10 protein-coding genes and 2 pseudogenes are annotated in these 13,399 nt (G+C 60.3%); 7 read left to right on the forward strand and 5 right to left on the reverse strand.

Features of this window, described 5'->3' with window-relative positions:
• The first annotated feature begins 533 nt into the window (after positions 1-533).
• Positions 534-2,573, forward strand: coding sequence for an FAD-dependent oxidoreductase (locus AB3226_RS24015; protein WP_367374890.1), 2,040 nt, complete (start codon positions 534-536; stop codon positions 2,571-2,573).
• 168 nt (positions 2,574-2,741) lie between these two features.
• The gene (locus AB3226_RS24020) at positions 2,742-3,674 is read left to right on the forward strand and encodes a 1-aminocyclopropane-1-carboxylate deaminase/D-cysteine desulfhydrase (RefSeq protein WP_367374891.1); all 933 of its coding nucleotides are present in this window, start codon (positions 2,742-2,744) and stop codon (positions 3,672-3,674) included.
• Between the two features lie 182 nt (positions 3,675-3,856).
• Here AB3226_RS24020 and AB3226_RS24025 read toward each other — a convergent pair whose 3' ends face one another.
• Positions 3,857-4,405, reverse strand: a complete 549-nt coding sequence (locus AB3226_RS24025) for a cytochrome b (protein WP_038982411.1) — start codon at positions 4,403-4,405, stop codon at positions 3,857-3,859.
• A gap of 162 nt (positions 4,406-4,567) precedes the next feature.
• On the opposite strand from AB3226_RS24025, the pseudogene AB3226_RS24030 reads away from it, so the two are divergent.
• Positions 4,568-4,675: pseudogene (locus tag AB3226_RS24030) on the forward strand (hypothetical protein); the annotation flags it as partial.
• 3 nt (positions 4,676-4,678) lie between these two features.
• Here the strand turns inward: AB3226_RS24030 and AB3226_RS24035 are convergent.
• The gene (locus AB3226_RS24035) at positions 4,679-6,103 is read right to left on the reverse strand and encodes a type VI secretion system Vgr family protein (protein ID WP_367374892.1); all 1,425 of its coding nucleotides are present in this window, start codon (positions 6,101-6,103) and stop codon (positions 4,679-4,681) included.
• Between the two features lie 231 nt (positions 6,104-6,334).
• Between AB3226_RS24035 and AB3226_RS24040 the strand changes: the two genes are divergently transcribed.
• The gene (locus AB3226_RS24040) at positions 6,335-7,039 is read left to right on the forward strand and encodes a YebC/PmpR family DNA-binding transcriptional regulator (protein ID WP_052967776.1); all 705 of its coding nucleotides are present in this window, start codon (positions 6,335-6,337) and stop codon (positions 7,037-7,039) included.
• 156 nt (positions 7,040-7,195) lie between these two features.
• On the opposite strand, the gene AB3226_RS24045 is transcribed toward AB3226_RS24040, so the two are convergent.
• Positions 7,196-8,500: a leucine-rich repeat-containing protein kinase family protein gene (locus AB3226_RS24045; RefSeq protein ID WP_367374893.1), complete on the reverse strand. Its 1,305-nt coding sequence runs from the start codon at positions 8,498-8,500 to the stop codon at positions 7,196-7,198.
• 79 nt (positions 8,501-8,579) lie between these two features.
• On the opposite strand from AB3226_RS24045, the pseudogene AB3226_RS24050 reads away from it, so the two are divergent.
• A pseudogene (locus AB3226_RS24050) lies at positions 8,580-8,906 on the forward strand (IclR family transcriptional regulator C-terminal domain-containing protein); the annotation flags it as partial.
• 30 nt (positions 8,907-8,936) lie between these two features.
• Here the strand turns inward: AB3226_RS24050 and AB3226_RS24055 are convergent.
• Positions 8,937-9,689: an anti-sigma factor gene (locus tag AB3226_RS24055; protein WP_367374894.1), complete on the reverse strand. Its 753-nt coding sequence runs from the start codon at positions 9,687-9,689 to the stop codon at positions 8,937-8,939.
• Positions 9,686-10,192: an RNA polymerase sigma factor gene (locus AB3226_RS24060; RefSeq protein WP_367374895.1), complete on the reverse strand. Its 507-nt coding sequence runs from the start codon at positions 10,190-10,192 to the stop codon at positions 9,686-9,688. Before AB3226_RS24060 ends, AB3226_RS24055 begins: the two co-directional genes overlap by 4 nt.
• Before the next feature lie 245 nt (positions 10,193-10,437).
• On the opposite strand from AB3226_RS24060, the gene AB3226_RS24065 reads away from it, so the two are divergent.
• On the forward strand, positions 10,438-12,039 hold the full coding sequence (locus tag AB3226_RS24065) for an amino acid adenylation domain-containing protein (RefSeq protein WP_367374896.1): 1,602 nt from the start codon (positions 10,438-10,440) through the stop codon (positions 12,037-12,039).
• Positions 12,036-13,370 (forward strand): hypothetical protein, encoded by a 1,335-nt coding sequence (locus AB3226_RS24070; protein ID WP_367374897.1) that lies wholly within the window; start codon positions 12,036-12,038, stop codon positions 13,368-13,370. The genes AB3226_RS24065 and AB3226_RS24070 overlap by 4 nt, the downstream gene beginning before the upstream one ends.
• The last annotated feature ends 29 nt before the right edge of the window (positions 13,371-13,399 follow it).

Raw genomic sequence — 13,399 nt, forward strand, 5'->3', positions numbered from 1 at the left:
TAGCAGGCTCCTCTGAAGGCGACTTTTGTCTGTTATTTGGTTGCGATGACCGGTCACCGTACCACCGCAAAGCCTCTCTTCCTCGACACGCATGTTCTTAAAATAAGCAACGGCGAACGTCCGTTGAACCGTACCGAGTGGATCAATGCCTCACAATTCAGATAACCACCTGAGTGTCCGATTGCTTTCGCAGCGCAGCCCTAACCCGCAACGCCAGATCTACGCTTCCCCCATTCCTCCCCCCTGCCGGACTAAATCTTGGAAAAAAGGCACAGTGTCAGTCGTTCGGACATCTCTTCCTTGCGACAATCGAATTTCCGGTTTCGTGGACTTCGAGTGAAACTCACGCATGGTTCGCGCCTAGGTAAGGGCGCCGGTCGGTAATTGCCAAGGGGCGCTGCACATTTGGATCATTAAGTTGTCAGTTACGGTCATTGAGTGACAGCAGTGCGACTCTTAGTCTGTCGAACATGACTGACGGGGGCCGAAGAGCTCCTGCATTTTTTCCGTGATCGCTCGTTGTGGAGTTACCGATGGCCGCCGCTCATTACCCGCACCTGTTGGCCCCGCTGGACCTGGGTTTTACCACGTTGCGCAACCGCACCCTGATGGGCTCGATGCACACGGGGCTTGAGGAAAAACCCGGCGGTTTCGAGCGCATGGCTGCCTACTTCGCCGAGCGTGCCCTTGGCGGCGTTGGCCTGATGGTCACCGGCGGTATTGGCCCGAACGATGAAGGCGGGGTTTACTCCGGCGCGGCCAAACTGACCACCGAGGAAGAGGCGCTCAAGCACCTGATCGTCACCCGAGCGGTGCACGAGGCAGGCGGCAAGATCTGCATGCAGATTCTTCATGCCGGGCGTTATGCCTACAGCCCGAAACAAGTGGCACCGAGCGCGATCCAGGCGCCGATCAACCCGTTCAAGCCTAAAGAGCTGGACGAGGAAGGCATCGAGAAACAAATCAGCGATTTCGTCACTTGCTCGACCCTGGCGCAAAAAGCCGAGTACGACGGCGTCGAGATCATGGGCTCCGAAGGTTATTTCATTAACCAGTTCCTCGCGGCCCACACCAACCATCGCACTGACCGCTGGGGTGGCGCTTACGAAAACCGCATGCGTCTGCCGGTAGAAATCGTCCGTCGGGTGCGCGAAGCGGTAGGCCCCAACTTCATCATTATCTTCCGTCTGTCGATGCTCGACCTGGTGGAAGGCGGCAGCAGTTGGGAAGAGATCGTGCAATTGGCCAAGGCCATCGAGCAGGCCGGTGCGACGATCATCAACACCGGTATCGGCTGGCACGAAGCGCGGATTCCGACCATCGCCACCAAGGTGCCGCGTGCGGCGTTCAGCAAGGTCACGGCCAAGCTGCGTGGGGAGGTAGGAATTCCGCTGATCACCACTAACCGCATCAATACCCCGGAAGTCGCCGAGCAGATTCTGGCTGACGGCGATGCCGACATGGTGTCCATGGCGCGCCCGTTCCTCGCCGACCCGGATTTCGTCAACAAGGCTGCGGCCGGTCGTGGCGATGAAATCAACACCTGCATCGGTTGCAACCAGGCCTGCCTGGATCATACCTTTGGCGGCAAGTTGACCAGTTGTTTGGTGAACCCGCGAGCCTGCCATGAAACCGAACTCAATTACCTGCCGGTGCAGCAGATCAAGAAAATCGCCGTGGTCGGCGCGGGTCCTGCGGGGCTGTCTGCCGCGACCGTGGCTGCTGAACGTGGTCATCAGGTGACCCTGTTCGATTCGGCCAGCGAAATCGGCGGTCAGTTCAACATCGCCAAGCGCGTGCCGGGCAAGGAAGAGTTCTTCGAAACCCTGCGCTACTTCAACCGAAAATTGCAGACCACCAACGTCGAGCTATGCCTGAACACCCGTGTGGATGTGGCGCAGTTGGTCGATGGCGGTTACGACGAAATCATTCTCGCCACTGGCATCGCCCCAAGAACCCCGGCAATTCCGGGCGTCGAACACGCCAAGGTGCTGAGCTACCTGGACGTGATCCTCGAGCGCAAACCGGTGGGCAAGCGCGTCGCGGTGATCGGCGCCGGTGGTATTGGTTTCGACGTGTCGGAATTTCTCGTTCACGAAGGCGTGGCCACCAGTCAGGATCGTGAAGCGTTCTGGAAGGAGTGGGGCATCGATACACACCTCGAAGCGCGCGGTGGCGTTGCTGGGATCAAGGCTGAACCGCATGCACCGGCCCGTGAAGTGTTCCTGCTGCAACGCAAGACATCCAAGGTCGGCGACGGCCTGGGCAAGACCACCGGCTGGATTCACCGCACGGGTCTGAAGAACAAGCAGGTGCAGATGCTCAACAGTGTCGAATACCTGAAGATCGACGACGAAGGCCTACACATCCGCATCGGTGAAAGCGGCGAACCGCAGGTGCTGCCGGTGGACAACATTGTGATCTGCGCCGGGCAGGATCCGTTGCGCGAATTGCAGGAAGGTCTGGTCGCTGCCGGGCAGAGTGTGCACTTGATCGGCGGCGCGGACGTGGCGGCGGAGCTGGATGCCAAGCGTGCGATCAACCAGGGTTCGCGGTTGGCGGCTGAGTTGTAACAGCAGGCCCCGCGTGCCAATGGCCATCGCGGGCAAGCCCGCTCCCACAGATTCTATGTTGTTCATGCATTTTGTGAGCGACGCAAAATCCCTGTGGGAACGGGCTTGCCCGCGATGGCATCCTCAAGGCTGCTAAGATGCCGGCTTCTTTCCCAGAGCCGGCACTCGATGCTTCTCCCACCCGACGATTGGCTACCCCAAGCCCCCCTCGAACCCCTTCACCTCGACTGGCTCACCACCGCCGGCATCGAAGTAGCAATCCTGCGTCTGGACCAGATCGACCCGCTGATCAGCGGCAACAAATGGTTCAAACTCATCGAACACCTGAAAGCCGCCGACCAGACCGGCGCCCAAGGCATCATCAGCCTGGGCGGTGCTCATTCCAACCATCTCCATGCATTGGCCGCAGCGGGCAAACGCTTTGGTTTCACCACGGTCGGCCTACTGCGCGGGCATCCGCAAGACACCCCGACGGTGAAGGACTTGCAGGCGTTCGGCATGCACTTGCATTGGTTGGGTTATGGCGGTTATCGAGCGCGACACGAACCGGGTTTCTGGCAGCCATGGCGGGAGCAATACCCTGCGCTACATCCAGTGCCGGAAGGTGGCGGCGGCTGGCTTGGGGCGAAGGGCTGCATGCGGCTGAAGGAGATGGCCTACGAACAACTGAGCGGTCTGGGCTGGAACCACTACGATGGTTGGTGGCTGGCCTGCGGAACGGGCACGACCCTGGCCGGGCTGTTTCTGGCCGAGGCGGGTGAGCATCCGGTGTATGGCGCGCTGGCGGTGCCTGACGATCATGGCGTGGCGCAGCAGGTTGAGATGATTGTGCAGGAAGCCGGCCTGATCGATCCCGCCTATGAACTGCTGGACGCCAGCCGTGGCGGTTTTGCCAAAGTCGATCCGCCGTTGCTTGCGTTCATCGAGCAGACCGAACAGGCCAGCGGCATTCCCCTCGAACCGTTGTACACCGGCAAAGCGTTGCTTGCGCTCAAACAACAAGCCCAGGCGGGTAAATTTGCCCGGGGCACGCGGCTGATCTTCATCCACACCGGCGGCTTGCAGGGCCGCCGGGGTTTCAGTTCACGGCGAGAGGGCTAAGAAATTTGAGCGACGAAAATCCTGTGGGAGCGAGGCTTGCCCGCGAAAAATGCACCGCGGTTTTTCAGGGTATTACGCGTCATCGTTCTTCGCGGGCAAGCCACGCTCCCACAGGTTCTGCGACTTACCAGCATTAGGGCAAGCCTTCTCACCGCAGATATCAGTGGTTTCGGTAGCCGAGCTCAACCGCGCTTGGGCATCATCCGCAGCAAGGTGTTATCGCGCACCACATAATGGTGATAAAGCCCAGCCACGGCGTGCAGGCCGATCAGCCAATAGCCGATCGTCCCGCCGAGCACATGCCAGCCCTCAAGCTGCTTGGCCAGCGGTTTGTTTTCTTCGATCAGCAACGGTAGATCGATGCCATAGAACATCACCTGATGCCCCTCGGCGCTAGTAATCAGCCAGCCCAGAATCGGCATGGTGATCATGAAAATATACAGCGCCCAATGCATCAGTTTGGCGAGCAGGGTTTGCCAACGAGGCGAGGCGGGGAAGATCTGCGGTGCCGGCCCCAGACTGCGGGCGAACAGACGCAGCCAGACCAGCACGAACACCGTCAAGCCGAGCATGAAATGCGCTTCCTTGATCAGCGTCCGGCCGCCACTGCCTTTGGGGAATATCCCGCGCAATTCGATGCAGGCGTAAACCACTATTAGCAGAACCAGCATCAACCAGTGCAGCGCGATCGATACGGTGCTGTAGCGCGATTCGGAATTTTTCCAGGGCATACAGTGTTTCCTCACAGGTCTGGTCTGAAGTCACCGTTCTTGTTCGACGGCGTGGGTTAACTGTAATCCTGTTTGGGGGATTTGCCTGAGACCAATGGGCTGTTCAATGCTCTGAATCAAGTAATCGGCCACAAAAAAGCGCCAGTTCCGTCAAAGGTACTGGCGCTTTTTCGTGAGGAGCGCGCGGAGGATCACGGGCATCGGCCACGGCACCTCGACGTGCGGCTAGCGAAGTTTGCCGCGGCGGCGGGCAAGACCTACAAGGGGTGAGGCTCAGGGGGCGAGATCCGAGCGGTTGACCAGCCAATCGAGCAGCAGACGGCCATCGCGGCGTGGCTCGGGAGGGGGGCGGGAAGGCTGGGGATGGCCCATGCCAGCACATAGCACCGGTCGGTCCGGGTCGCTGTCGAGAAAACTGATCAGAACGTCGGTGCCGGCCATCGGCAGCCTGGCCGGATCGATCCGAGCGTCCGGCGTTGCGAGGGCGACCGGTAACCAGAAACCGTCGGATTCATCCGCGTCGGATGCCTGCGTCGGCCATAGTCTGACCTGTATCCGGCCCAAATCATCGAGCACCGCGGGTTGTCCGGCGGGGCCCTGCACCCGGGCGGTCTGATAGCCCGGGATGCTCGGCCTGGTTTGTTTGAGCGCCGGCCTGAAGACCGTTGACCAGGGAATGGCCGTGAACTGATTGCTGTAGCGCCGAGCACTGCCGGGCTGGTGCTCGGCGAGAATCGACGGCTGCTGTCCTTGGTGCCGGATATCGGTGAGCAGCCACTGATCGTTGAAGCTCGAGAGCGGGTGCTGCGCCACTTGCAGGATACGTCCGCTGCACAGTTCGCTCTGGTTGCTTTGGCCGTGGATCTGCCGTTGTGGGCAACGCAGGCGTTCCAGCCGTCGGCGGCTGAGCTGGTCGTGATGCAGCTGTTCGGGCGCGGGGCGTGCCGTCATCGGCCCCGTTCTGGTGAACGGGTGGTTGGCCGCTCCATCGCCGATCACCTGCGCGCCGCGGTTTCTGGCCTCCCATCGTGCAGGGGCGGGGGCCGGGTCATGGCGTTGGAACAGTTCGCTGATGACTGGCAAGGTGGAGTCGTTGAATGCGTCGTCCTGGAACGGCATCAGCAGCGGTTCCTGAGGAAAACTCAAGCTGTCATCGGCCAGCACCAGCACGTGTCCGTCGTGCTGATGTTCGAAGTGATAGTGGATGCCTTCCTCTTCACACAGCCGCTGCAGGAAGGCCAGATCGCTCTCATCGTACTGAATACAAAAAGGTCGGGGCGGGTAGCAGCCGTTTACCAGTTCGAGGCGATAGCTGCGCTCGGGCAACTGATGCTCCTCCAGCAACTGGCGCATGATCGCGGGCACGCTGAGACGATGAAACACCCGACGCGAACGGTGCCGATCCAAGTCTTGAAGATGAGGCGCGAGCACCAGAGAGTAGCCGACCCGGTGCTTGCCGCGATGTTCGCGACTGACGCTGTGGATCACGCCGTGAATGCCTTGGTCATCCGCCAACCGCAAAAACGCCGGTTGTTGCAGCCATTGGTCGAGGTGCATCGCCGGGGCGAGGCCGATCACGTCGATGTCGAATCGATAGGGCTGGTTGAGACCTTCACGGCCACTGAACTGCAACACCTGCAGACTCAAATCGCCGTCGAGGAGTGTCAGGGTGAAGGGGCTTTCCTTGTCGTTGTGCATCGAACGCGCTTCTGCCAGGGAGGATGGGCGCAGAGGGTACGGAACCACGACCCTGAAGCGTCACCGTAAATCGACTTTTCAGAATCGCCCTACAAACACTGGTGAAGATGTCGATTCTTCACGGGGTGAAGATCTTGGAATTTTTGGTCGATTGGCATCTTTAGGCCGTATAAACTTGCGCCATGCGTCGGCCAATAGATGTCTCGGCGCCACAGATCAAGAGAGTGAGTAATGGGCGCACAGTGGAAGGTTAAACACAAAGAAGCGGCATCTAACGCCAAGGGCAAGATCTTCGGCAAACTGGTAAAAGAAATCACCATCGCCGCCCGCAACGGTGCCGATACTGCCACCAACGCACACCTGCGTCTGGTGGTCGAGCAGGCCAAGAAAGCCTCGATGCCCAAGGAAACCCTGGATCGCGCGATCAAGAAAGGCGCGGGCCTGTTGGGCGAAACCGTGCAATACCATCGCGTGACGTATGAAGGGTTCGCACCGCATCAGGTGCCGCTGATCGTCGAATGCGTGACTGATAACATCAACCGCACCGTCGCTGAAATCCGCGTCGCGTTCCGTAAGGGCCAGTTGGGCGCTTCCGGTTCGGTGGCCTGGGACTTCAACCACGTCGGCATGATCGAGGCGTCCCCGGACAGCCCTGACGCCGATCCGGAAATGGCTGCGATCGAAGCCGGTGCCCAGGATTTCGAACCGGGTGAAGACGGCGCGACGCTGTTCCTGACCGAACCTGCAGACCTGGATGCGGTCCAGAAAGCGCTACCGGAGCAGGGTTTCACCGTGTTGTCGGCCAAGTTGGGTTACCAGCCGAAGAACCCGGTCAGCGGCCTGAGCGACGAGCAGATGGCGGAAGTCGAAGCGTTCCTCGAAGGCCTCGATAACCATGATGACGTACAGGACATGTTTGTCGGGTTGGCGGGTTAAGCGGTTCCGACAGTTTGTGGTCTGACTTGTGGCGAGGGGGCTTGCCTGTGGCGAGGGAGCTTGCTCCCGTTGGGTTGCGAAGCGACCCCAAAAAGCGACGGCTGCTGCGCAACCGAACGGGAGCAAGCTCCCTCGCCACAGGTTTTATATTTGCTGCTAGTTGAACGCAGCCAACTCCCGCACAACCTCGCTGAACCCCGGCCGCGCCAGCACATCCGGCTCACAGCAGCGCTGCTGCAACGCCTCTAACGGCTCACGCCCTTCATCGCTCAATCCCGAGTCGATCCGCGCCAGCAATTCCCCCAGCAGCACCCCGAATGCCCGCACCTCGATCCGCTGCAGTGCGCGGCTTTCAAGGCTGTCCGAAGTGGCATGGAAAGACGCCGCGCCAAAGTCGCCCAATAGGCAATCACCGTGCTCGTTCCACAGAATGTTGTGACCATAGAGGTCGCCGTGAGTGATGCCCTGGCGGTGCAAATGTTCAGCCACTGAAGCGATGCCACTGGCGATGCGCAGCGCCACGTCAGCGCTGAACCGGGTGTCGTCGGCGTAGACGTCGCGGGTGCAGGACGTGAGGCTCGGCAGCCCGGCCAGGTTGCGGTAACTCGGATCGATCAGTTGCATCACCAGCCCGGCTGTTTGCTGCGGGTGATCGACAATCCGGCCCTCGACCCGGATCAGGTTGGGGTGGATGCCGGCGGTGATGCAGGCGTTCATTTCGTGCAGCGGCGAGCCATCGCTGGTCATCTCGCCTTTGTAGAGTTTTACCGCGACCTGTTTCGTCTGCTCCCACAACGCCTGATGAATAACCCCCGACGCGCCTTCGCCGAGTTTTTTCTCCAGGCTCAGTTGGGACCAGGGAATGCTCGCCGTAGCTTGGAGGGCGGCAGCGTCGGCTTCGGTTTCCAGCGGGTTACCGGCGTACGCCAGCCAGGTCAGGCTCGGCAGGGTCAGCAGCCACTCGGGAAGCTCGGTGAGCTGATTGGCGGCGATGCGGATCAGTTCGAGTCGATGGCAATGACTCAGGCTTTCGGGGAGACGCTGTAACTGGTTGCCGGCGAGCATGAGTTTTTGCAGGTGCGGGCATTCACCCAGTTCGGTCGGCAGATCCGTGAGGCGGTTGTCGGTCAGGATCAGCCAGCGCAACAGCGGCGGCAGGGCGGCGCCCGGCACGTTTTCGATGGCGTTGGCCTTGAAGCCGATCATCGTCAGCGCGGTGCACTGGCCAAGGCAAGCGGGCAGTTCGGTGAACTGATTGTCCGAGCAGAACAGCACGCGCAAACGGGTCAGGCGGTGTAGGTCGTCCGGCAGGCTGCGCAAGGCGTTGCCGCTGAGGTTGAGCACTTCGAGCGAGTCCGCCAGGTCGAAGATTTCCCGGGGGAACTCGGTCAGTCCGCAGGACAAGTCCAGGCGGGTGATGCCCGACAGTTGGCCGGCGCGCAGTTGTGCGAGGGTATCCATGGGCAGGTTCGCTATTGATAAGGAGAAGGGCGTGAGGGCCTGGAAATGGGCGACATGATAGCGGGAAAGTTGTGGTGGCTGTCTGGACCACAGCGAAGGGCCGTTTCCGATCCGCACGTTTACGGGAGATATCGGCGGGCGGGTGGCGCTCGGCGTGGGGCAGGGCAGCTTGGCGATTCTGGCGTTTCTGCCGGAAGAGGAGCGCGACACGGTGATTCATTACAACTTGCCGCGGCTCAAGGATTTTCATCTGTACGACGAAGTGTTCCTGCGCTCGGAAGTCGAGAATGTGCGCACCCTTGGTTACGCCGGGCGCAATACCGGCGTATTGCAAGGAATGGCCGGGGTGGCCGTGCCGATCCTCGACCGCGAAGGCCGGGCGGTGGCGGCGCTGAGTGTCGCCACAGGTCGCACCCACAGGGATTGGCGGTGATGATCAGAACTGCGCAGTCTGTTTAAGCATCTGCGCCGCCGGCGTATCACTCGGGCTGACCATCGCATAGTTGTACCCGGCCCCCGACCAGTACTCTGCTTGCAGTTCACCGTCGCTGCGACTACCGCGAGGCAATAGAGTGTTTTTCGGCCCGGGTGGACGGACGTAAAAGCTGACTTTGTGGCCACCCTGATCCTCGTACACCACCATCGCCGCCGGCCCTTGTTCAGTGCTGAGCAGCCGACCGCTGATGGGTTTGTATCCGGCAGCGGTCAGGTTCGGCAGACGATGAGCCTGATTGAAATACCGATCGAGCCAGCCCTGCATATCGCCGTCATCGCTGACTGTGTAGTCCGCCGGCAGGATGCCTTGCTGGGCAATCAGCCGGTAGGCCTGCATCGCATCGGTCATCGGCAGAGGGGCGCTGATCAGGGTCATTTCCCGCGCCTGCCAACCGCTCAAACCACCGACGCTGACCGCGATCAGCAACATCGCCGCGCTGGCCAGATGGCGGCGCGACTGGCGTTTGACTCGCTGGCGAATCATTGCGGGGTCGAGTTGCGGGTTAGCCGGTTGCTGCAAGACGCCGCTCAGGGCCGCGCGCAATTGTTGGGCATCGTGCTGCCAGGCGCGTACTTGCGCGGCCACTTCGGCGTTGTTGGCCAGATAAGTTTCCACCAAATGTCGGTCGGCATCGCTGAGTTGGTGATCGACGTAGGCGTGCAGGTCACGTTCGCTGGGAGGCATGCTGATCATTTGAGTCTCCGCAGGGAAGGGTGGGTGATTTCGCCGTCGCTGAGCTGGCGCAAGGCCTGGCGTGCGCGGGACAGGCGCGACATCACGGTGCCGATGGGGACGTCGAGAATCTTGGCGACCTCCTTATAGCTCAAGCCTTCCACCGACACCCAGAGCAGCAGCGCGCGCTGTTCGGTGGTGAGCTGATCGAAGGCTTGCAGGGTCGATTGGGCGATCACCGTGCGTTCTGTTGAAGGCTGCGCATCATCATGGCCGGTAAAGAATTCGAGCATCCGCGCATAACGCCGGGAGCGGCGATGAGCGTCGAGAAACTGGCGATAAAGGATCGAAAACAGCCAGGCACGCAAGTCGCCCTCGGGACGTTTGTCGCCCCAACTCGACAACGCGCGCTCGAGGCAGGTCTGCACCAGGTCGTCGGCGCTGCTGGGGTTGCGCGTCAGCGATACGGCGAAACGCCGCAGTCTGGGAATGATTTCACGCAATTGTCCGTCGATGTTGTTCATGGAAAAAGCGTGTTCTCTGGCTGTGATGAGTGGCACTGACAAGAAGGACGCCGGCCACAGCAGGTTATTCCCTCGGCGGGAAAATTTTGTAGGAGTTTTCTGATGGATTTGTAATCCATGTAATGGCATCGAACTTCGTGGCTCAACCCATGCAGCAGCACAGGCAATCAGCCCAGCCTCTCACCGGGCTGTGCAGACCCTCCTGTGCTTGGACATTGATATTGAGCCTGAAGAGACTTTTTGACATGCAAGAGTGCGAATTTAACCTTGAATCGGCAGCGGCCTGCTCGCTGCTTTCGACCGATCCCCAGGACGCGTGGCAGCGATTCGGTCGTGGGCCAACGGTTCAGCCAGAGTTTCTGCTGATTCATCACGCCATCGAAGCACAAGCCGCGGTTAATCCGCAGGGCCTTGCCGCCGATCATCTGGGAGAGACCATCAGCTACGGCGAATTAAACCGGCAGGCCAATCGCCTGGCTGCGGTGTTACGTCAGAAGGGCGTTATCCCGGGCGATCACGTCGCTTTGTTTGTGGAACGCTCGATCCCGATGCTGGTGGGAATATTGGCAGCATTGAAAGTGGGCGCTGCCTACATCCCTCAGGACGTAGGGATTACTCCCGCCGCGCAATTGCGCCACATCATGGAAGTGGCCTCGACGCGGGTGGTGCTGACGCTGTCGAGCCTCGAGTCGCGAATTCCCCGGACATCGCAGCAACTCTGTATTTGCCTCGATGAGTTCATGAAGGTGGAGTCAACACCAGCAGACGATCTGAATGAGGGCTGTTCGCTGACCGCGACACCGGATCCACAGTGTTTCGTTCTGTTTACCTCCGGTACCACCGGCCTGCCCAATGGAGTCCGGGTGACCCAGCGCAATGTGTGCAATATTTTGCTGACAGGCCCTGGCAGTCTCGGCATGCGGCCTGGGCTCAAGGTCGGACAGATACTTAACATTGCCTTTGACATGGCGGCCTGGGAAATACTCGGTTGCCTGGCTCATGGCGCGACCTTGATGATCCGTGGCAAGGACATCGGCCAGACTGCCGAACAATGCGATGTGCTGATCGCCACACCCTCGATTCTCGGCACACTCGATCCATTGCGTTGTCAGCAAGCCAAGGTCGTGGCCCTTGCAGGAGAGCCGTGCCCGCAACCCCTGGCTGGTCGCTGGTCGTCGTTCTGCACTTTTTACAATGCCTGCGGCCCGACCGAAACCACCATCGTCAATACCCTGCAGCATTACAGGGGTGCAGGTGCGTTGACGATTGGCAAACCCACGCCCAACAACACCGTGTACGTACTGGACGAGGCGGGCCGGCTCTGCAAGGTGGGTGAGCAAGGCGAGATGTGGGCCGGAGGCGACTGTGTGACGGCCGGTTATTTGGGTAACCCGACCCTGACCGCCGAACGTTATCGGCCCGACCCGTTTCTAGGGCAGGGCCGGATGATGTTCCGCACTCGTGATCTGGGGCGCTGGACAGCGAACGGCGAACTTGAACACCTGGGACGCGTCGATGATCAGGTCAAGGTCAGAGGGTTTCGGGTGGAGCTCGATTCTGTTTCGGCGGCTCTGGAGTCAACGGAGCGGTGCGAGCGGGCGGTCACGTTGAAACTCGACAGTCGCCATCTGGTGGCCTTCGTCTATCCCGTCACTACGGACATCGATGCCGCAAGGCGTCGCTGTGAAGAACGGCTTGCCTACTATTGCGTTCCTTCGCTGATCCTCGCCGTGGAGCAAATTCCGCTGACATCACGGGGCAAGGTCGACAAACGCTTGTTGCTGGAATGGGCGATGACGCATCAGGCCGACCTTGCCGCGGCGACCAGGCAAGGTGTGAGCGCATGAGCGGGGCGATTCCGGCTACCGCGCTGCCCGCAAAACGCGCGCTGTGGCGGCGATTGGGAACGTTGTCGATATTTTCTCATTACAACCGCCTGGTAGCCCTGGTGCTTGCACTCAATGTTGCGGCGCTGGCGCATGGGCTGACCGCCGGGCAGTGGTGGACATCCTCCGGAATTGTCCTTGAGGCGCTGTCGGGTCTGGTGGTGGCAAATTTGTCGATGGCGATTTTGATTCGCCAGCAATACATCATCAATCTGCTGTTCTGGCTGGCAACCCGGGCGCCCACTTGCTGGCCACTTGCAATTCGCCGCTCACTGGCCAAGGTTTATCACTTCGGCGGCCTGCACAGCGGCGGCGCGCTGGCGGCTATTGGCTGGTTCGCGCTGTTGTGTGGCTCCTTGATCTGGCACTGGATTGCGGGCCTGGGTGGGATTTCCCTGGCCTTACTGGGAGTGAGCGCCGGATTGCTGAGCATCTTGTTGCTGGTGGCGATCATGGCTCATCCACGGATTCGCTCGCGTTTTCACAACGGGTTCGAGCGAATGCACCGCTTTGGTGGATGGACCGCACTCGGCCTGTTCTGGGTATGGACCGTTCTGTTTACCCGGGATCAGAACCCGCAGATCCCGGTGCACGAGGTGCTATCGACGTCGGTGCCATTCTGGATGCTGATCGTGCTGACGTTCAGTATTGCCTTGCCATGGTTTCGTCTGCGCAAAGTGCCGGTGCAACTGATCAGGCCTTCTTCTCATGCGGTGATAGCCCGTTTTGGCCATGTCACGCCGTTCGCCGGGTCGTCTAACGCGATCAGTCTCAACCCGCTTATGGAGTGGCATTCCTTTGCCAATATCCCCACACCGGGAGAAGCCGGTTTTCGCCTGATCATTTCCCGGGCGGGCGATTGGACCGGCGAGTTGATCGAGCAAATGCCGACTCATGTCTGGGTCAAAGGCATCACCACTGCCGGCGTGGCACACATCGAAACGCTGTTCAAATCGGTGGTGTACATCGCCACGGGCAGCGGCATCGGGCCGGTGCTGCCGCATTTGCTGGCCAAACAAGTACCGATACGTCTGGTCTGGTCGACCCGTAGCCCCCGAAAAACCTACGGTGATGAGTTGGTGGAAGAAATCCTGCGGGCCAATCCTGATGCCTTGATCTGGGACACCGATGTGCTCGGCAAGCCAGACCTTGTGCAACTGGCCTATGACGCCGTTCGAACGTTCGGTGCCGAGGCGGTGATCTGCATTTCGAACCAGACGCTCACTCAGCGAGTGGTTGAGGAAATGGAGGGGCGGGGGATTCCGGCTTATGGCGCAATCTGGGATTCCTGATGCTCGCCACGCGTGTTTTTTCATTCAAA

The organism is Pseudomonas lini (genome assembly GCF_964063345.1).
In the GTDB taxonomy this organism is placed as follows: domain Bacteria; phylum Pseudomonadota; class Gammaproteobacteria; order Pseudomonadales; family Pseudomonadaceae; genus Aquipseudomonas; species Aquipseudomonas lini_B.